Genomic DNA, 20168 nt, shown 5'->3' with positions numbered 1-20168 from the left:
TCTATCGTAAAGCAAGAGCAGGTCGTACGCCGTCGGGGGCGAAGATGGCTTGGGGCAGGCACAAACCGATCGAGGATGCGCGGCTCACCGCGCTCGACCGGGCCATGGCCACGATCGAGTTCGCGCTCGACGGAACGATCGTCGCGGTGAACGCGAATTTCCAGGCGCTGACCGGCTACCCTCCGCAGGAGATCGTCGGCGAGCCCCATTCGCTCCTCGTCCCGCCCGCCGTCTTCGCCTCCGAGGCCTATCGCGAGTTCTGGCGCCAGCTCCGCGCCGGCATCCATCAGGTCGGCGAGTTCGAGCGGATCGGCAAGGACGGCCGGCAGATCTGGCTCTGCGCCAGCTACCTGCCGGTGCTCGGGCCCGACGGAGCTCCCAGGAGCGTGATGAAGTTCGCCTTCGACGTCACCGCCAAGACGCAGGAGACCCTGCGTCTCGCCCGGATGGTCGAGGGGATGCCCATGGCGGTGATGATGGCCGATCCGCAGGACGACTTCCGCATCAGCTACATGAACGAGAGCTCGCGCACGACGCTCGGCGCGATCGAGCGGCACCTGCCAGTGCCGGTATCCCAGCTCGTCGGCTCGTCGATCGACGTGTTTCACAAGGACCCCTCGCACCAGCGCCGGATGCTCGCCGATGCGAGCCGCCTGCCGCACCGGACCAAGATCCGCCTCGGGCCGGAAGTGCTCGATCTCCAGGTCTCGGCGATCAACGGGCCGGACGGCGCCTATCTCGGGCCGATGATGACCTGGTCGATCGTGACCGCCCAGACCCGCGTGGCCGAGGAGGTGCGCGAGGTGGTGGATGCGGTGACGGCGGCGGCCGGCGAGATGGCACGGTCGGCCGAGGGCCTGACCGGCGCGGCGACGGATGCCCGCACGCGCGCCGCGGCGGTAGCGGACACCTCCCGGCAGATGTCCGGCAGCGTGCGGGACGTCGCCGATCAGGTCGGCCGCGTCTCGGAGCGCAGCCGGCAGATTGCCACTCAGGCCGAGGCCACCGACGCGACGGTGCGGCAGCTCATCGAGAACACCCGCCAGGTCGACGCGGTGGTGGGCATGATCAAGTCCATCGCCAGCCAGACCAACCTTCTCGCCCTCAACGCGACGATCGAGGCGGCGCGGGCCGGCGAGGCGGGGCGCGGCTTCGCCGTGGTGGCGGGGGAGGTCAAGCAGCTCGCCGGCCAGACCGCGAAGGCCACGGACGAGATCACCCGGCAGGTCGCCACGATCCAGACCGCCACCGGCGACGCCGTCGCGGCGATCCAGGGCATCACCGAGACCGTCGGCGAATTGTCCGCCCTGACCCGTTCCATCTCCGCGGCGGTGGAGGAGCAGGCCGCCTCCACCGCCGCGATGTCCGGCACGATCACCGGGGTGTCCGACGCCGCGACCCGAACGGGGCACCTCGCCGACACGGTGCGGGGACTCGCCGGCACCCTCGCGGCCAATTCCGGGCGGCTCGACGGCAGCATCACCGCCTTCGTCGGTGGCCGGCGCTGAGGCGCGGTCGGCCGCGTGTCAGCCCCGCGCCGCCGCCCGGGCGATCCGCGCCGCCCCCGGCCCCGCCGATGCGGCATGCGCGGCCGTCCGGGCCCGCGACGCCCGATGGCTCGCATGGGTGATGGCGATGGCGAGCGCATCCGCCGCGTCCGCCGTGTCGGCGGTGGCCTTCGGCAGGAGGAAGCGCACCATCGCGCCGACCTGGTCCTTCTCGGCGTGGCCGGCGCCGACCACGGTCTTCTTCACCAGGTTGGCGGCGTATTCCGCCACCGGCAGGCCGGCGAGCGCCGGCACCAGCAGGGCGACGGCGCGGGCGTGCCCGAGCTTCAGGGTCGCCTGCGCGTCCTTGTTGACGAAGGTCTCCTCCACGGCCGCCTCGTCGGGCAGCATCGTGGCGACCACCTTGGTCAGGCCCTCGTGCAGCGTGCGCAGGCGGGTGGCGAGGTCGTCGTCGCCGTTCGACGTCACGGTGCCGCTCGCCACGAAGGCGAGCCGGGTGCCCGTGACGGTGATCAGGCCCCAGCCGGTGCGGCGCAGGCCCGGATCGATGCCCAGGATGCGGATCACGTCGCTCATCGCCGCTCGATTATCCTTGCCGTGGGTGCAGGCGGCGCCCGCATCATGCCGAAAAACCGTCCCGGCGCGAAGAGCACCGGTGTCTAGCCGGGAAACGGCCGCGCCGCTAGCGCGGGACGTTCCGTGAACAGGCTCGGGCCACTCTTGCGGCCGAGACCTTGACGAATCGTGGCCGTGGGGCGCGTGGTGACCCTATGTCCCTCGATCTCGCCACCGTCCTGCCGCTCGACGCCAGGTCCGCCACCCTGTTCCTCGCCGCGCTCGTCGGCGGGCTGGTGCGCGGCTTCACCGGCTTCGGCTTCGCGATGGTGTTCGTGCCGGTCGCGGCGGCCGCCGTCGGCCCGGCGGCGGCGGTGGGGTTGATCTGGGTGGTGGACGCGCCGTTCTCGCTGTGGTTCGGCGCCCGCTCCGCGCCGCGGGCGGTCTGGCGCGAGGTGGTGCCGCTCCTGATCGGCTCCACGCTGCTGCTGCCGGTCGGCGTGCAGCTCCTCACCCATCTCGACCCGACGCTGACCCGCTGGATCACCGCCGGCGCCATCCTGCTGGCGCTCGCCGCGCTCGTCTCGGGCTGGCGCTACAAGGCGGACCCCTCGCTGCCGCTCTCGCTCGCGACGGGGGGCGCCTCGGGGCTGGCGAGCGGGTTCGCCGCACTCGGCGGCATGCCGCTCGCCGTCTTCTGGCTCGCCAGCCAGCGCGCCTCGGCGCGGCAGGTGCGCGACAACCTGATGGCCTATTTCGGTCTCTCGACCCTGGTCTCGGGGGTGGTGTTCACGGCGACCGGGGTGCTCACCGGTCCCCGCTTCGCGGAAGCCGTGCCGCTGCTCCTGCCCTACGGGCTCGGCCTGTGGGTCGGATCGCACGGCTTCCACCGCGCCTCCGACCGGGCCTTTCGCGTGATCGCCTATTCGGTGATCCTGGTGGCGGTCTGCCTGGCCCTGCCGCTGCGCTAGGCTCGGCGCTAGGCCTTGTCCCACCAGCCCTTCTCAGGCCGGAGGCCGTGCTGGCCGCGATAGGGCGCGACGCCCGGGCTCTGCCAGCCCTCCGTCAGCTCCGGCGCCAGCCGGTAGACCTCGACGGCGAGCGGCCGGCAGACGTCGATCGGGTCGCGGGCGTCCGGCCCCCAGAGCGGCACCGAGAGGTCGCCGCCCGGGCAGGTCGAGAGGGCGCAGAGCAGGTCGATCTCGGCGAAGAATTCGAGGTAGTCGCCGGGCTTCGCCGGGCAGTCGCGCATGAAGTACATGTCGTCGTGGTTCAGGCCGGTGACCTGGAACACGTTGAGCACGTCGTGGACGTCGAACTCGGTCAGGCCGAACGGCATCACCGCGCGGACCAGGTTCGAGTGGCAATGGAAGTGGAAATCCTGGCCGGTCAGGAGCTTGTTCACGTAGGGGTCGCAGCGGGTTCCCAGGAGGTCGTGGACCCGGCCGCCGTACTCGTCGGTGCCGTAATGGCTCAAGCTGTCGGCCGTGATGGTGACGAGCGGGCGCAGGAACGGCAGGGTCGACCACAGCCGGTCGTGGGTCGTGACGTGGGCGCCCTGGAGCTGGCGGGTGCGCGCCGCCCACAGCCGCTCGCGCGGGTCGTGCCGGTTCCAGATGTTGAGGTCGCCGACCTGCGGCCCCTCCGGCGCGACGATCCGGAAGACGTGGCCCGCCGGCACGCTCCAGGCCCGGCCGAAACGGATCGGGACGGTGAAGCTCTCGACGAGGGTGCGCCCGCCGGTCTCGGCGGCGATCCGCTCGTAGAACGGCCGGTCGACCGACAGGGCCGAGCCCTCGCTGACCTGATAGGCGGCGGGGAAATCCTTCATGCCGGGGGGCTCCGGGTGGGTGTGGCGGCGCCAGGAGTGGCAGACGAGGAGGGGAGGGGCAAATGGAAGGGCGCGGGTTTCTCCCTCTCCCCGCCGGGCGCAGGACTGTCCTGGGAAAAGATTGGCGCGGGATCCCCTCTCCCACACGGGAGAGGGGATCCCGCGCTTGATCTCTCGAGGGATTTTCCCCGGACGGCCCTGTGCCCGGCGGGGAGAGGGAGCCCTACTCCGCCGCCGTCGCGAGCGGGGCGTCCTGGCTGCGGAACCGCGCCACCAGCGCCGCCTCCTCGGCCTTCACCGCCTCCAGGTTCTTCGCCTTCACCGGCCCGTAGCCGCGGATGCGCTGGGGCAGGCCGGCGAGGCCGACCGCCGCGGCGTGGTTGGCGGGCGTGAGATCCCGGGCGATCTCGGCCATGAGCGCCTCGAAGTCCTGCACCAGCCGCCGCTCCTCGCGCCGCTCCTGCGTGTAGCCGAACGGGTCGAGGGCGGTGCCGCGCAAGCGCTTCATCCGGGCGAGAACCCCGAACGCCGTCATCATCCACGGCCCGAAGGTCGTCTTGCGCGGCCGGCCGGTGGCGGGGTCGCGGCGGGCGAGCAGCGGCGGGGCGAGGTGGAACTCGTAGCGCAAGGCCTCGCCTTCGAAGGTGCGCGCGACTTGCGCCTGGAAGCTGCCGTCGGTGTAGAGCCGCGCGACCTCGTACTCGTCCTTGTAGGCCATCAGCCGGAACAGCGAGCGGGCGGCGGCCTCGGCCAGGGCCGACTGGCCGGGCACGATCGCGGCTTCCCGCGCCCGCAGGGCCGAGACGGCCTGCGCGTAGCGCTCCGCGTAAGCCGCGTTCTGGTAGGCGGTCAGGAAGGCGACGCGCTTGGCGATCACCCCGTCGAGGTCCGGCGCCAGGTCCGCGGCCGGGGCCTCGACCGCCCGCATCGTCTCCGGCAAAGCCGCCGCGCGCCGGCCCCAGGCGAAGGCCGCGAGGTTCATCGCCACCGCCTCGCGGTTGAGTGCGATCGCCTTCAGGAGCGCGGCCCGCGACAGCGGCACCCGCCCGCGCTGCCAGGCGAAGCCCAGCATGAACATGTTGGCGGCGAGCGCATTGCCGAGCACCGAGACGGCGAGGCTCGTCGCGTCGGTGAAGTCGGCGCGCTCGGGCCCGGCCGCCTCGCGGATCGCCCGCTTGATCCGCTCGGCCGGCAGGGAAAAATCGGGCCGGCGGGTGAACTCGCCCGGCATCACCTCGGCGGTGTTGACGACGAGGTGGGTGCGGCCCTTGGCGACCGCCGACAGCACCTTGCGGTTGCCGCTGACCACGAGGTCGCAGCCGAGGACGAGGTCGGCCGCTCCGGCCCCGACCCGGATGGCGTGGATGTCCTCCTGGCGCTCGGCGAGGCGGACATGGCTGAACACCGCGCCGCCCTTCTGGGCGAGGCCGGCCATGTCGATCATGCCGAGGCCCTTGCCCTCGAGATGGGCCGCCATGCCGAGGATCGCCCCGATCGTCACCACGCCGGTGCCGCCGACGCCGGTGACGATCAGGTTGTAGGTGCCGGCGATCTCGGGGATCGCCGGCTCGGGGATGCCTGCATCCGGCGCCTCCTCGCTCGCCGCCGCCGGGACATTGGCCGGCTTGCTGCGAGGCTTGGCGCCGTGCACCGTCACGAAGGACGGGCAGAAGCCCTTCACGCAGGAGAAGTCCTTGTTGCAGCCCGACTGGTCGATGCGGCGCTTGCGGCCGAACTCGGTCTCGACCGGCTGCACCGCGACGCAGTTCGACTGCACCGAGCAATCGCCGCAGCCCTCGCAGACCAGTTCGTTGATGATCACCCGCTTGTCGGGATCCGGATAGGCGTTGCGCTTGCGCCGGCGGCGCTTCTCGGAGGCGCAGGTCTGGTCGTAGATCATCACCGAGACGCCCGGCACTTCGGCCAGCTCCCGCTGCACCGCGTCGAGCTCGTCGCGGTGGTGGATCGTCAGCCCGTGCGGCCAGGTCACCGTCGAGGGGTACTTGTGCGGCTCGTCGGTGACGAGCGCGATGCGCGCGACGCCCTCCGCCCGCACCTGCGCGGCGATGCGGTCGACGGTGAGGCCGCCCTCGTGCGGCTGGCCGCCGGTCATCGCGACGGCATCGTTGAACAGGATCTTGTAGGTGATCGTCGTGCCGGTATCGACGGCCCAGCGCAACGCCAGCGACCCCGAATGGTTGTAGGTGCCGTCGCCGAGGTTCTGGAAGACGTGGCCGCGCTTGGAGAAGCTGTTCTCGCCGATCCAGTTCGCGCCCTCGCCGCCCATCTGGGTGAAGCCGTCGGTCTCGCGGTCCATCCACTGCGCCATGTAGTGGCAGCCGATGCCGGCATAGGCCCGCATGCCCTCCGGCACCTTGGTCGAGGAATTGTGCGGGCAGCCGGCGCAGAAATGCGGGATCCGGGCGGCGATGTCGGCGGTCTGGGCCAGCCGCTCCTGCGCGCCTTTCAGCCGGGCGACGCGGCCCGCGAGGTCGTCGTCGCGGTGGTAGCGCAGCAGGCGCTCGCCGAGCGCCACCGCGACGTCGTTGGGATCGAGCGCGCCCTTCACCGGGAAGAGCCAGTTCCCCGCCTCGTCCCGCTTGCCGATGCAGACGGGCTGATGCGCTGACCCGTACAGCTCCTCGCGCAGCTGCACCTCGATCAGGGATCGCTTCTCCTCGACCACCATCACGAGGTCGAGGCCGTCCGCGAACTCCGCGAGCTCGCGCCGCGACAGCGGCCACGGGCAGGCGACCTTGTAGAGCCGCAGGCCCATGTCGTTGGCCTTGACCTCGTCGAGGCCGAGGTCGTCCATCGCCTGGCGCACGTCGAGATAGGATTTTCCGACCGTGATGATGCCGATCTTCGGCTGGCGCCCGCCCGAGAGCACGATCCGGTTGAGGTTGTTGGCGCGCACGAAGGCCAGCATCGCGTCGCGCTTGAAGTCCTGGAGGCGGGCCTCCTGCTCCAGGATGCCGTCCGGCGTGCGGATGTTGAGCCCGCCCGGTGGCATCAGGAAGTCGTCGGGCAGGACGATCTTCACCCGGTCGAGGCGCGCATCCACGCTCGCGGTCGATTCGATGTTCTCCTTCACGCACTTGAAGGCGACCCAGGTGCCGCAATAGCGGCTCATCGCGTAGCCGTAGAGACCGTAATCGAGGATCTCCTGCACGCCGGCCGGGTTCAGGATCGGCGACATCACGTCGACGAAGTGGAACTCCGACTGGTGCGCGACGGTGGAGGATTCCGCCGTGTGGTCGTCGCCCATCAGCGCCAGCACGCCGCCGTGGCGCGAGGTGCCGGCCATGTTGGCGTGGCGGAAGACGTCGCCGGAGCGGTCGACGCCGGGGCCCTTGCCGTACCAGAGGCCGAACACGCCGTCGTAGCGGCCTTCGCCCCGCATCTCGGCCTGCTGCGCGCCCCAGATCGCGGTCGCGGCCAGCTCCTCGTTGAGGCCGGGCTGGAACACGATGCCGGCCTGATCGAGGACCTTCTTCGCCCGCACCAGGTTCTGGTCGAGCCCGCCGATCGGCGAGCCGCGATACCCTGAGACGAAGCCCGCGGTGTTGAGCCCCGCCGCCCGGTCGCGGGCCTGCTGCATCAGGAGCATCCGGATCACGGCTTGAGTGCCGGTGACGAAGACCTGGTCGCGGGAGAGGTCGTACTTGTCGTCGAGGCTGACCGGCCGAAGGGACGGGGTGGTCGCGGGCGAGCCCATCGCGTTTCTCCTCCTGGCGCGGTGCGGGCCGGTTTCACCGGCCTCTCGGGACCACGCCGATTAAGTCAGGAAGGCTGACATTTGCGGGGCCGGGCGTCAACGCGGCCTGGAGGCGTTCCAGGCAGGCCGAGTGTGGTCGCGCCGCACGACGGGAGCGCGCTGCCTTCGCTTTTGGTCCGCGCACGACTTTCCCAACGGCTCCCCTTTCCCGGACGACTGGAACGAAGTGGAAGGAGATCCGGGATCCAGCACAAGACGTCGCGAAGCGTCCTTGTGTCTCGCAGCGTTGCAAATTCAGAGCTGCTTCGCGGCACTTCCTCTGCTGGATCCCGGATCTCCTTCCGCTTCGCTGCCGTCGTCCGGGAAAGGGTGAATGGCTTGCGACGGGTCGTCAGTGAGCCTGGGCTGTCACCCCTGCCGTTGCGGTGTTCCGTGCGCCTTGCCGCCCACCCGGTTTCGCGGCATCACCGCCACCCCTGCGGGCCCCCGCGCCCGCCCGTACCGGATGGCCCCCGCGATGATCCGCCCCGACATCCTCGCCGCGATCGGCGGCACGCCGCTGATCCGCCTCAAGCGCGCCTCCGAGGAGACCGGCTGCACCATCCTGGGCAAGGCCGAGTTCCTGAATCCGGGCCAGTCGGTGAAGGACCGCGCCGCCCTGTCGATGATCGAGGCCGCCGAGCGCGCCGGCGCCCTTCGGCCGGGCGGCACCATCGTCGAGGGCACGGCCGGCAATACCGGCATCGGCCTCGCGCTGGTGGGCGCGGCGCGGGGCTACCGCACCGTGATCGTGATCCCCGACACCCAGTCGGCGGAGAAGAAGCAGGCGCTCCGCCTCGCCGGGGCCGACCTCGTCGAGGTGCCGGCGGTGCCCTTCGCAAACCCCAACAACTACGTGAAGGTCGCCGGGCGGCTGGCCGAGCGGCTCGCCGCCACCGAGCCCGGCGGCGCCTTCTTCGCCGACCAGTTCGACAACACAGCCAACCGCGACGCCCACGTCGCCACGACCGGGCCGGAGATCTGGGAGGCCACGCAGGGCCGTGTCGACGGCTTCATCTGCGCCGCCGGCACCGGCGGCACGCTCGCCGGCACCGCGGCCGCGCTGCGTGCCCGCAACCCGGGCGTGACGATCGGGCTCGCCGATCCCGACGGCTCGGCGCTCCACCCCTACTACGCCACCGGCGCGCTCAAGGCCTCGGGCAGCTCGATCACGGAAGGGATCGGCCAGGGCCGCATTACCGGCAACCTCGATGGCTTCCGGCCGGACGTCTCCTTCGGCATCCCCGATACGGAGGCGCTGCCGCTGGTCTTCGGCCTGCTGGAGGAGGAGGGGCTGTGCCTCGGCGGCTCGTCGGGGATCAACGTGGCCGGCGCGATCCGGCTCGCCCGCCATCTCGGCCCGGGCCACACCATCGTGACGATCCTGTGCGATTACGGCACCCGCTACGCCTCGAAGCTGTTCGATCCCGCCTTCCTGCGCGCCCGCGACCTGCCGGTGCCGCACTGGCTCGCCAGCCCGCGGGCGATCGATCCGGGGCTGGTGCCGACCTCTCCTTGAGCGCCGCGAGAGATTTTTTCCGCACGGGCCGCGCGCCAAGACGCGCGGCCGGGCTGACCGAGGTGAGACGGCGATGAGCGGCGGGCCGTCATCGTCGCTCGGTACGGACGGAACCGCCGTCGCCGGTCCGCGCTGCGGTTTCGCGGGTGCGGGCGGGCAGTAACGCCGGCGGCTGATCCTGCCTCGTCACGCGGCGGCGCCGCGACAGAATTTCCGCAACGGCGCCGCGCCCGGCCCGAATGCCGCGCCCGGGCGCCGTTCCTCCTGCCGACAGCTCGCCCTGATCGAATATCGAGCGACTGTATTTCCCCGCGAACACTGCGCCGGCGTGCAAGCACAGGGCTGGGTCATGTCCGGCCCATCCTGTCGTTAACGACTTGTTAACCGTGATTGCGCAGCTTTTCCGGGTCGTCACAACAAGCAAAGCCCGGGGGCTCCCGTCACCAGGAGGAACGCAGCATGGCGCCAGCGACCACACTCGCCGAGGCCGAGCGCAAGCTCGTCATCGAGACGCTCATCCGTTGCCGCGGCAACCGCACCCACGCCGCCAAGATGCTCGGCGTCTCGGTCCGCACCGTCCGCAACCGGATCGCGGAGTACAAGCGGATCGGCGTCTGCCTGCCGATCTACCGCGACGTCGTGTGGTCCGACTGGCCGGAGGGGGAGTTCTCGCCCGAGGAGGCGGGGATGGGGGTGCCGGCGGAGGTGGGGGCCTGAGGGAGCGGGCGGCAGTCGGGCGCTTGTCGTCCGCTCGTCCCCGTTTCTCCCGTCATCAACCTCATCCTGAGGTGCCGCGCAGCGGCCTCGAAGGAGGGCTCCGGAGACCACGGAGGTTGCTGGAGCCCTCCTTCGAGGCTCGCTTCGCTCAGGATGAGGTCGCGAGGGGACGGAGTGGATTCGCCGAAACGAACCCTCAGATCTCGCTCCGCCGCAGCAGATAATCCAATCCACCGACCCGGTACCACCGGTACCCGTACCCCTCCATCAGTACGCAATGCCGGCCGTCGTCGGCGGCGAGGCTGCGCTGGCCGGTGAGGAGATCGATCAGGTTGCGGCCGTCGCCGTCGAGGCCGGTGGCGAAGGAGACCTCCCGCGGCTCGGGCTGGAGGTTGTGCAGGCATAGGACCGAGTTGTTGCGCCAGTCGTACCGGATCGCCAGGACGCCGGCGTGACCGGTCTCGAGGACCGCGAACTCGCCCCAGCCGATCTCCGGCACCTCCTTGCGCATGCGGATGATGCGCTCCATCCAGTTGAGGAGCGATTCCGGCGCGCAGCGCTGCGCCGCCGCGTTGACGTGGGTGTAGGCGTAGGGCCCCTCGTGGATCGGCGGCGATTCCGGGTGCTCGTTGAGCGTGAAGCCGCCCTGGGCCTCGTGCGACCACTGCATCGGCGTGCGGGCGCAGTCGCGCTCGGGCAGCGAGAGGTCGTCGCCCATGCCGATCTCGTCGCCGTAGCGCAGCACCGGCGTGCCCGGCAGGGTGAACATCAGGCTGTAGGCGAGCTCGATCCGGCGCCGGTCGCCGCCGAGCATCGGCGCGAGGCGCCGGCGGATGCCGCGGCCGTAGAGCTGCATGTCGGGCTCGGGGCCGAAGGCCTGGAACACGGTCTGGCGCTGCTTCTCGGTGAGACGGCCGAGATCGAGCTCGTCGTGGTTGCGCAGGAAGAGCGCCCATTGCGCCGAGGGCGGCCGGTTCCAGGTCTTCTCCAGCGCCTTCACCAGCGGGCGCGTATCGGCCGAGGCCAGCGCGTAGAACAGTGCCTGGTTGACCTGGAAGTTGAACATCATGTTCATGCGGTCGGCGTCGTCGCCGAAATAGTCGAGATCCTGGCGCGGCAGGATGTTGGCCTCGGCCAGGATGATCGCGTCGCCCTGGCGCCATTGCAGGAACTCGCGGAACAGGCGCAGGAGCTCGAACTGCTCGCGCGGTTCCCCCGAGACCTCCGGCCCCTTCTCGGCGATCACGAACGGCACCGCGTCCATCCGGAAGCCCGAGACGCCGAGCTGGATCCAGAACCCCATGATCTTCAGGATCTCGGCCTGGACGTGGGGATTGGCGGTGTTGAGGTCGGGCTGGAAGTCGTAGAAGCGGTGAAAGTACCACAGCTTGGCTTCCTTGTCGTAGCTCCAGGTGCTCTTCTGCACGCCGGGGAAGACCATGCCCTCGTCGGCGTGCGGGGGCTTCGTCTTCGACCAGACGTACCAGTCGCGGGTGCGGGCATCGGGGTACGCGCGGGCCTCCTTGAACCACGGATGCTGGTCGGAGGTGTGGTTGACCACGAGGTCGATCAGCACCCGCATGCCGCGCTGCTTGGCGGCGTGCGTGAAGGCGACGAAATCGCCGAGCGTGCCGTAGCGCGGATCGACGCTGTAGTAGTCGGCGATGTCGTAGCCGTGGTCGCGTTTCGGCGAGGGCTGGAACGGGTGCAGCCAGATCGCCGTCACCCCGAGCCCGAGAAGATAATCGAGGCGCCGCTCCAGCCCCTCGAAATCGCCGATGCCGTCGCCGTTGGCATCCATGAAGGAGCCGACCGAGAGGCAGTAGATCACCGCGTTCTTGTACCAGAGGTCCTCGATCACCCCGGCTCTCCTCAACCCTCGACCGTCACGGCCCGAGCGCACAACTAGGACAGGATCGGCCCAAGCGTAGCCTTGCCGGAGGCTTAGGCAGAGTGGCGCCAGGGCGGGCAGAGGTGCCGGCAAAAAGCAGGCAGTCGGCCCCCAAATCCGGCGCATGCCCAGAATTTGAGCCCGATCTTGCGGGAACCTTTTCGGAATATGCCTTGGCACGCGCCTTGCGGTGCTGGTCGCGGCCGCACCGGCCCAGGGAGACGATGAACATGACGTGGAAGGGTTGGCTCTCGCGCGCCGCGGTTGCGGGCGGGTTGGCGCTCGGCACGCTGGCGACCACGGCCGCCTCGGCGCAGGAGACCATCAAGGTCGGCATCCTGCACTCGCTCTCGGGCACGATGGCGATCTCCGAGACGACGCTCAAAGACGTCATGCTGATGCTCATCGACGAGCAGAACAAGAAGGGCGGCGTGCTCGGCAAGAAGCTCGAGGCGGTGGTGGTCGACCCGGCCTCGAACTGGCCGCTCTTCGCCGAGAAGGCGCGCGAGCTGATCGCCAAGGACAAGGTCGCGGCGGTGTTCGGCTGCTGGACCAGCGTGTCGCGCAAGTCCGTGCTGCCGGTGTTCAAGGAACTCAACAACATCCTGTTCTACCCCGTCCAGTACGAGGGCGAGGAGAGCGAGCGCAACGTGTTCTACACCGGCGCGGCGCCGAACCAGCAGGCGATCCCGGCGGTCGACTACCTGATGTCGGAGGATGGCGGCGGCACCAAGCGCTGGGTGCTGGAGGGGACGGACTACGTCTACCCGCGCACCACCAACAAGATCCTCGAAGCCTACCTCAAGTCGAAGGGGGTGAAGGACGAGGACATCATGATCAACTACACCCCGTTCGGCTTCTCGGACTGGCAGACGGAGGTGTCGAAGATCAAGGCGTTCGGCTCCGCCGGCAAGAAGACCGCGGTGGTCTCGACCGTCAACGGCGACGCCAACGTGCCGTTCTACAAGGAGCTCGGCAACCAGGGCATCAAGGCCACCGACATCCCGGTGATGGCGTTCTCGGTCGGCGAGGAGGAGCTGGCCGGCATCGACACCAAGCCGCTCGTCGGCCACCTCGCCGCCTGGAACTACTTCGAGTCGATCAAGACGCCGGAGAACGAGGCGTTCATCAAGCAGTGGCAGGCCTACAAGAAGAACCCCAAGGCCGTCACCAACGACCCGATGGAAGCGAGCTACATCGGCTTCAACATGTGGGTGAAGGCGGTCGAGAAGGCCGGCACCACCGCCCCCGACAAGGTGATCGACGCGCTGCCCGGCATCGAGCAGGCGAACCTCACCGGCGGCACCGCCAAGATGCTGCCGAACCACCACATCACCAAGCCCGTCTTCATCGGCGAGATCGAGGCGAACGGCCAGTTCGACGTGGTGTGGAAGACCAAGGACCTCATCCCCGGCGAGGCGTGGTCGAAGCAGCTCGAGGGCTCGAAGGACCTCGAGGCCGACTGGGTAAAGCTCAAGTGCGGCAACTACAACACCCAGACGAAGAAGTGCGGCGGCGCCTGAGCGCATGACAACAGGGCGAGCGGCGCGCCGCTCGCCCACATGAAGCGCGCCCCCAATCCCAGATGAGTCTGCGGGCTACATCTCGCTCATGAAGTCCAGCCCATTGTAAATCAGCGCACTTTCCCCTCCCCCTTGTGGGGAGGGGCTAGGGGTGGGGGTGGTGCAGAAGGCACCGTTGAGCTTTATCCGGCACCACCCCCAACCCCCTCACCCCTCCCCACAAGGGGGAGGGGAGGCGCGCGACTTGCAAGGTTGGAAGCTCTCGAACGAGATGTGTGGCTACGTCGGTTCACGCGGGAGAGGGGAATGTTTGGCAACCTTGCCCCCTCGGACACCCACTGCATGCGCCGCTGCCTCGTCCTTCTCCTCGCCGCCTGGTGCGCCGCCTGGGCCTTCGCGGCCGCTGCGCAGACCGGGGTCGACGCCGCCTATGCCCGGCTGGCCAGCGACAGCTATTCCGACATCGAGGCCGGCATCGCCGCGCTCGCCACCAGCGGCGATCCGAAGGCCGGGGCGGTCCTGCGGGCACTCGCCGACAACCGCCTGCTCTACCGCCCCGACGACAAGGCGCTCGCCATCAAGGACGGCGCCAAGGTGACGGACGCCCGCACCGGCGCGGCTCTGAGCCCGGACGGCCTCAAGCCCGTGCGGGTCAACAACCGGGTCCGGCGCGCGATCGACGCGGCGCTGGGCACCCTGAACCTGCTCGCCCCCGACGCCGCCACCCGCCGCAACGCCGCCGACGCGGTGTTCAAGGCCCGCGACGCCGCCGCGCTCCCGGCCCTCGATGCGGCGCTCGCCCGCGAGGCCGACGCGGGCGTGAAGCGCAGCCTGCAGGAGGCCCGCGCCGCCGCACTCCTCGCGAAGTCCGGCAGCCCGGAGATCGAGCGGCTCGCCGCCGTTGACACCCTCCAGGCCCGGGGCGATTCGGAGGCGCTCGGCATCCTGCGCGGCCTGGCGAACGATTCCGCCCAGAGCGTGCGCGACGCCGCCGCCCGCGGCGTCTCCGCCATCGAGACCCGCCAGGCGCTGATGGCGAACGTGCAGAACGCCTGGTACGGCGTGTCGCTCGGCTCGGTGCTGCTGCTCGCCGCGATCGGGCTCGCTATCACCTTCGGGGTGATGGGCATCATCAACATGGCCCACGGCGAGATGGTGATGCTCGGCGCCTACACCACCTACCTGGTGCAGGAACTGATCCGCCAGAAGGCCCCCGGACTGTTCGACTGGTCGCTGCCGATCGCGATCCCGCTCGCCTTCCTGGCCGCCGGCGCCGTCGGCATCTTGATCGAGCGCACGGTCATCCGCCACCTCTACGGCCGGCCGCTCGAGACGCTGCTCGCCACCTGGGGCATCAGCCTGATCCTGCAGCAGGCGGTGCGCTCGGTCTTCGGGCCGACCAACCGCGAGGTCGGCGCGCCCTCCTACATGTCCGGCGCTTTCGACCTGTTCGGCCTCTCGATCACCTGGGGCCGGCTGTGGATCGTGGTTTTTGCCATGGCCGTCTTCGTCGCCCTCAACCTGATCCTGAAGGCGACCTCGTTCGGCCTGAAGACCCGCGCCGTCACCCAGAACCGCCGCATGGCCGCCGCCATGGGCATCCGCACGCCGTGGATCGACGCCTTCACGTTCGGCCTCGGCTCGGGCATCGCCGGGGTCGCCGGGGTGGCTTTGTCGCAGATCGACAACGTCTCGCCCAACCTCGGCCAGGGCTACATCATCGATTCGTTCCTGGTCGTGGTCTTCGGCGGCGTCGGCAACCTGTGGGGCACGCTGGTGGCGGCCCTCACCCTCGGCGTCGCCAACAAGTTCCTCGAGCCCTATGCCGGCGCGGTGCTCGGCAAGATCCTGCTCCTCGTCTTCATCATCCTGTTCATCCAGAAGCGGCCGCGCGGCCTGTTCGCGCTCAAGGGCCGGGCGGTGGAGGCCTGACCATGCTGCTCTCCCGCATCGACAAGCCGGGCTGGATCTTCCTCGGCATCCTGGCGGCGGCCTGCATCGCCGTGCCGGCCCTCAACCTCTTCACCGCGCCGGGCTCAAGCCTCCACGTCCCGACCTACGCCGTCTCGCTGATGGGCAAGTACCTCGCCTACGCGATCCTGGCGCTCAGCCTCGATCTCGTCTGGGGCTATTGCGGCATCCTCTCGCTCGGGCACGGCGCGTTCTTCGCGCTCGGCGGCTACGCGATGGGCATGTACCTGATGCGCCAGATCGGCCCGCGGGGCGTCTACGGCAATCCGGTCCTGCCCGACTTCATGGTGTTCCTGAACTACAAGGCCCTGCCCTGGTACTGGCACGGCTTCGATCTCTTCCCCTTCGCGGCCGTGATGGTGCTCTTGGTGCCGGGTCTCCTCGCCTTCGTGTTCGGCTGGCTCGCCTTCCGCTCGCGGGTGACCGGCGTCTACCTGTCGATCATCACCCAGGCGATGACCTTCGCGCTGATGCTCGCCTTCTTCCGCAACGACATGGGGCTCGGGGGCAACAACGGGCTGACCGACTTCAAGGACATCCTCGGCTTCAACGTGCAGGCGCAAGGCACCCGCGTCGCCCTGTTCGTCCTGACCGCCGTGGCACTGGCCTTGGCCTACCTCGTCGCCCGGTTCATGACGACCTCCGCCTTCGGCAAGGTGCTGGTCGCGATCCGCGACGCGGAATCCCGCACCCGGTTCCTCGGCTACCGCACGGCGCACTACAAGGCGCTCGCCTTCACCGTCTCGGCGATGATGGCGGGGGTCGCCGGCGCCCTCTATGTGCCGCAGGTCGGCATCATCAACCCGTCCGAATTCGCCCCCGCCAACTCGATCGAGGCGGTGATCTGGGTCGCGGTGGGTGGGCGCGGCACCCTCGTCGGCGCGGCGCTCGGCGCGGTGCTGGTGAACTACGCCAAGACGCTGCTCACCGGCGCGATGCCCGACGCCTGGCTGTTCGCGCTTGGCGCCCTGTTCGTCGTCGTCACCCTGTTCCTGCCCAAGGGCATCCTCGGCACCCTGAACGAGCGCCTGGGCGCCCGTCGCGCCAAGGTCCGCACCGACATTCCCCCCGCCCTGGCCGAGGAGGGCCGCGGATCATGAGCGCGGCGGTCGCCCTTCCCCCCTCCGACCCGGTTCACGAGAAGCGCCTCACTCAGGCCCTGCTCTACGTCGACGACATCAAGGTCACGTTCGACGGCTACCGGGCCCTGCGCGGCCTGTCCCTGACCCTGATGCCCGGCGAGATGCGGGCGATCATCGGTCCGAACGGCGCCGGCAAGACCACGATGATGGACTGCATCACCGGCAAGACCCGGCCCGATACCGGCCAGGTGATCTATGACGGCGTCCACGACCTGACCCGGATGGACGAGGCGGCCATCGCCGAGCTCGGCATCGGCCGCAAGTTCCAGAAGCCGACGGTGTTCGAGAGCCAGTCGGTCGCCGACAACATCCTGCTCGCGCTGAAGGGCCCGCGGGCCGCGACGGCCTCGCTCTTCGGCTGGCGCAACCGGGTCGAGCGGGCGCAGATCGACGCGATCCTGGAGACGGTGGGGCTGAGCGCCCACCGGGCGCGGCCGGCGGCCGACCTCTCGCACGGCCAGAAGCAGTGGCTCGAGATCGGGATGCTGCTGGCCCAGGACCCGAAGCTCCTCCTCGTCGACGAACCGGTCGCCGGCATGACCGACGCCGAGACCGAGGCGACCGCGACGCTCCTGCGCCGCATCGCGCAGGACCACGCGGTGATCGTGGTCGAGCACGACATGCACTTCGTCCGCGCGCTCCAATGCCGCGTCACCTGCCTGCACGAGGGCGCGGTGCTCGCCGAGGGCTCGATCGATTCCGTCTCGGCCGACCCGCGGGTGGTCGAGGTCTATCTCGGCCGCTGAGGATTCTTTTCGACATGCTCTCCGTCGAGACCATCGATCTCCATTACGGCGCGGCGCAGGCCCTGCGCGGCGTCTCGCTCCAGGCCGAACCCGGCAAGGTCACGGCGGTGCTCGGCCGCAACGGCGTCGGCAAGACCTCGCTGATGCGCGCCATCGTCGGCCAGCAGCCGGTGTCGAAGGGCGCGGTCAAGCTCGACGGCCGCGACATCAGCCGCCTCGCCCCCTACGACCGCGCCCGCCAGGGCATCGCCTTCGTGCCGCAGGGGCGCGAGATCTTCCCGCTGCTCACCGTCAAGGAGAACCTCGAGACCGGTTTCGCGCCCTGCAAGCGCGCCGACCGCTACGTGCCGGGCGAGGTCTACGACCTCTTCCCCGTCCTCAAGGACATGCTGGGGCGGCGCGGCGGCGACCTCTCGGGCGGCCAGCAGCAGCAGCTCGCCATCGGCCGCGCCCTGGTGACGCGCCCCCGCGTCCTCGTCCTCGACGAGCCGACCGAAGGCATTCAGCCCTCGATCATCAAGGATATCGGCCGGGCGATCGACTACCTGCGAAGCAAGGGCGACATGGCGATCGTGCTCGTCGAGCAGTATTTCGAATGGGCCCGCGATCTCTGCGACACCTACGCGGTGATGGATCGCGGCCAGGTGGTCGAGGCGGGGCCGCGCTCGGGCATGGTCGAGGCGCAGGTGCGGCGGTGGCTGTCGGTGTGAGGCCATCGGCTTGACGCCATGCGTCGGCCGGCGCCGCGAAACTCGGTATCGGCAAGGTCGCCACGCATCCGGCGCTCGCCGCGGCGCGACCTGTCATCTGGTCCTGCCGGGATGCCACGGTGCGGACGTCGACGCAGATCACGACCACCGTCGAGCACATGTACGGGAACACGGTTTCGGCCAGGGCCTACCTTGCTTGATGGCACCGTGCATGGGCCGGTACGCTCTACGCCTCGACCGCGATCGATGTGGGGTGGACCGCGTCCATCAATGCGTAGCAGGTCCGGTTGCGGCCCATCGCCTTGGCTTCGTAGAGGGCGGCGTCGGCCAGGCCGAACAGATCGGCGAGCGTACCGCTCTGGCGCGGCAGCCCCAAGGCCAGTCCGATGCTGACCGTGATCCGCCCGACGCTCCCGCCCTCCGCCTCGACCACCAGCCCGGAGACCGCTTCGTGGACCCGCTCCGCGACGTGGGCCGCGCCCTCGGCGTCGGTGCCCGGCAGAAGGATCGCGAACTCCTCGCCGCCGGTCCGGGCGGCGAAGTCGGTCGGCCGGCATGCGGCGGCCGAGAGCGCCCGGGCCAGCCCCTGGAGCACCCGGTCGCCGACGGCGTGGCCGTAACGGTCGTTGTAGCGCTTGAAGTGGTCGGCATCGACGGCGAGCAGGGCGACCGGACCGCCGCGCCGACAGGCCTCCGCGAAGGCTCGACCGAATGCTTCCTCGAAGGCGCGCCGGTTGGGCAGGCCGGTGAGCGCGTCGGTGCGCGAGAGTTGCGCCAGTTCGGCTTCCGCCGCGTTGCGCCGGCGCAGTTCCCACTGCACCAGAAGCGCCAATCCGACCGCCACGAAGCACAGGGCGATCACGAGTGCGCCGATCACCAGGGCCTTCTGGCGCCATCCGGCCTCGATCTCGTCGGTCGAGAGCGCGACGGTGAGGTAGAGCGGCGTGTCGCCCACGCGGGTGAAGGTGTAGAGCCGCCGGATGCCGTCGCTCGGGCTGATGCCGATGAAGCTGCCGCGCTCCTCGCGCACGATGCGCTGGACGTTGGGCGAGTCGGCAAAGTTCGGCGCGAGCTCGGAGTTCGGCACCGGATGGCGCACGATGCGGGTGCCGTCGGCGTGATACAGGTTGATGGTGCCGTCCCGCCCGAGCTTCACGTGCTGGAACAGGCGATCGAAGTAGGACAGCGACAGGCTTCCGAGCACGATCCCGCTGAACGAGCCTCCCGGCACCCCGGTCCGCCGGCTCAGGATGAGGACGGGCTTTCCGACCGACCGGGACACGACGGGTCCGCTGATGCCGAGCCCGAGGCTGGGATCGGCCTTGTGCGCCTGGAAGTAGGGACGATCGGCGTTGTTGTACCGTCTCGGGGGCCAACCGGCGGCGTCGTAGATGCTGTTGCCGTGCTGATCCAGCACGAGCAGGGCGTTGAGGTCCCTGGCGTTGACGGCGCGGTCGAACAGGATGCGCTGGCGGTATTTGGGAGTGATCTGCTCCAGGTCGTACGCCTTCAGGTTCTCGACGACATTCTGGAGCGCGACGTCGATGATCTCGACGTTGCGGTCGATGTCGCGCTCGATCACCTGGAGCAGGTTCGTCGAGGTCTGCTCGGCCCTGTCCCAGGCGTCCTGGCGCAGTTCGAGCAGCATCACGGAGCAGACCGCGACCATCCCGAGCGGCGCCAGGACGCCGAGGGCGATCCAGATCCAGGTTGAGCGCAGCCGGACGGGACGGCGGGAGGGCGGGTTCATGCTCATGTGTCGCAGGGAAAGTACGGGGCGAACGCTGCGGCGACCGGCCGGAACGGGCTTGCGACAGCAGGATCGAGGCGGCTCATCATGCCCTCGGGATCGCGGATGCATCGGTATAGGGCATCGGCGGTTTATAGGACCTTCGCTCGATCAGCGCCCCGTGGATGTCGCAGGCGGTGACGAGCCGCACGAGGTCGGAAATCTCCTCGCCCTCGAACTGGTCGGGATGGCCCGAGCCTCGGGGCAATGACACCGCCTCCAGATCCCGTGCCGCATCATCTCGGCCATCCTCCGGCGACATCACGACGGTGCTGCCTGGCGCGTCGTCCCGGCTGAGCTGGGGCCGTGGCGGCAGGCGGCCCAGGCCTTCATCCGCTGGGCGGCGCTCGCGGGCTGAAGGCCGCCCCGCCCGGCGCCTCCTCGCAGCGGGCGGCAGGGCTGCCCGGGGAAACCCGCGCCTTGTCCTGCACCCGAACTTCCCCCGACAGCCCCGCGATCGGAGAAGGAGGTGCCGGGCCGACGCGCCGCCGACCACCTTGCATTTCGCG

General features: G+C 69.9%; 15 protein-coding genes. 9 read left to right on the top strand and 6 right to left on the bottom strand.

Translation table 11 applies throughout. The features are described 5' to 3' along the window. The first annotated feature begins 104 nt into the window (after positions 1 to 104). On the top strand, positions 105 to 1508 hold the full coding sequence (locus A5481_RS02235; protein ID WP_082173437.1) for a methyl-accepting chemotaxis protein: 1404 nt from the start codon (positions 105 to 107) through the stop codon (positions 1506 to 1508). Between the two features lie 18 nt (positions 1509 to 1526). Here the strand turns inward: A5481_RS02235 and ruvC are convergent, their stop codons facing one another. Beyond that, positions 1527 to 2084 carry a crossover junction endodeoxyribonuclease RuvC gene (gene ruvC, locus A5481_RS02230; RefSeq protein WP_048436407.1) on the bottom strand — a complete coding sequence of 186 codons (558 nt, stop codon included), beginning with the start codon at positions 2082 to 2084 and terminating at the stop codon, positions 1527 to 1529. 194 nt (positions 2085 to 2278) lie between these two features. Here ruvC and A5481_RS02225 point away from each other — a divergent pair, with 194 nt between their 5' ends. Beyond that, complete coding sequence (locus A5481_RS02225; protein ID WP_048436408.1) at positions 2279 to 3034, top strand: sulfite exporter TauE/SafE family protein; 756 nt, start codon at positions 2279 to 2281, stop codon at positions 3032 to 3034. Positions 3035 to 3042: 8 nt separating this feature from the next. On the opposite strand, the gene A5481_RS02220 is transcribed toward A5481_RS02225, so the two are convergent. Both A5481_RS02220 and A5481_RS02215 read right to left on the bottom strand, forming a co-directional pair. Continuing rightward, the gene (locus A5481_RS02220; RefSeq protein WP_048436409.1) at positions 3043 to 3894 is read right to left on the bottom strand and encodes an urea carboxylase-associated family protein; all 852 of its coding nucleotides are present in this window, start codon (positions 3892 to 3894) and stop codon (positions 3043 to 3045) included. 223 nt (positions 3895 to 4117) lie between these two features. After that, positions 4118 to 7612 (bottom strand): indolepyruvate ferredoxin oxidoreductase family protein, encoded by a 3495-nt coding sequence (locus A5481_RS02215; protein WP_048436410.1) that lies wholly within the window; start codon positions 7610 to 7612, stop codon positions 4118 to 4120. A 517-nt stretch (positions 7613 to 8129) separates the two neighbouring features. Between A5481_RS02215 and A5481_RS02210 the strand changes: the two genes are divergently transcribed. Both A5481_RS02210 and A5481_RS02205 read left to right on the top strand, forming a co-directional pair. Further along, positions 8130 to 9170, top strand: a complete 1041-nt coding sequence (locus A5481_RS02210) for a cysteine synthase A (protein ID WP_245239141.1) — start codon at positions 8130 to 8132, stop codon at positions 9168 to 9170. Between the two features lie 459 nt (positions 9171 to 9629). Beyond that, positions 9630 to 9887 (top strand): helix-turn-helix domain-containing protein, encoded by a 258-nt coding sequence (locus A5481_RS02205; RefSeq protein ID WP_064503752.1) that lies wholly within the window; start codon positions 9630 to 9632, stop codon positions 9885 to 9887. A 196-nt stretch (positions 9888 to 10083) separates the two neighbouring features. Here the strand turns inward: A5481_RS02205 and A5481_RS02200 are convergent, their stop codons facing one another. Next, positions 10084 to 11748, bottom strand: a complete 1665-nt coding sequence (locus tag A5481_RS02200; RefSeq protein ID WP_064503751.1) for an alpha-amylase family protein — start codon at positions 11746 to 11748, stop codon at positions 10084 to 10086. 260 nt (positions 11749 to 12008) lie between these two features. Between A5481_RS02200 and urtA the strand changes: the two genes are divergently transcribed. From urtA to urtE, 5 genes are all read left to right on the top strand, one after another. Then, positions 12009 to 13301: an urea ABC transporter substrate-binding protein gene (urtA, locus tag A5481_RS02195; protein WP_064503762.1), complete on the top strand. Its 1293-nt coding sequence runs from the start codon at positions 12009 to 12011 to the stop codon at positions 13299 to 13301. Between the two features lie 342 nt (positions 13302 to 13643). Continuing rightward, complete coding sequence (gene urtB / locus A5481_RS02190; protein WP_064503750.1) at positions 13644 to 15233, top strand: urea ABC transporter permease subunit UrtB; 1590 nt, start codon at positions 13644 to 13646, stop codon at positions 15231 to 15233. Positions 15234 to 15235: 2 nt separating this feature from the next. Further along, positions 15236 to 16372, top strand: a complete 1137-nt coding sequence (gene urtC / locus A5481_RS02185) for an urea ABC transporter permease subunit UrtC (protein WP_048436381.1) — start codon at positions 15236 to 15238, stop codon at positions 16370 to 16372. After that, the gene (gene urtD, locus A5481_RS02180; protein ID WP_048436382.1) at positions 16369 to 17160 is read left to right on the top strand and encodes an urea ABC transporter ATP-binding protein UrtD; all 792 of its coding nucleotides are present in this window, start codon (positions 16369 to 16371) and stop codon (positions 17158 to 17160) included. Before urtC ends, urtD begins: the two co-directional genes overlap by 4 nt. A 14-nt stretch (positions 17161 to 17174) precedes the next feature. After that, entirely contained in the window at positions 17175 to 17870 is a 696-nt protein-coding gene (gene urtE / locus A5481_RS02175) for an urea ABC transporter ATP-binding subunit UrtE (RefSeq protein ID WP_048436383.1), read from the top strand. Positions 17871 to 18096: 226 nt separating this feature from the next. Here urtE and A5481_RS02170 read toward each other — a convergent pair whose 3' ends face one another. Next, entirely contained in the window at positions 18097 to 19620 is a 1524-nt protein-coding gene (locus tag A5481_RS02170) for a sensor domain-containing diguanylate cyclase (RefSeq protein ID WP_048436384.1), read from the bottom strand. Positions 19621 to 19705: 85 nt separating this feature from the next. Continuing rightward, positions 19706 to 19873 carry a hypothetical protein gene (locus A5481_RS02165; RefSeq protein ID WP_156312047.1) on the bottom strand — a complete coding sequence of 56 codons (168 nt, stop codon included), beginning with the start codon at positions 19871 to 19873 and terminating at the stop codon, positions 19706 to 19708. Positions 19874 to 20168: the final 295 nt, after the last annotated feature.

This window comes from Methylobacterium platani (assembly GCF_001653715.1).
Classification (GTDB): Bacteria; Pseudomonadota; Alphaproteobacteria; order Rhizobiales; family Beijerinckiaceae; genus Methylobacterium; species Methylobacterium platani.
Note: the sequence above shows the minus strand (reverse complement) of the source record. Positions and strands in the feature narration are given on the sequence as shown.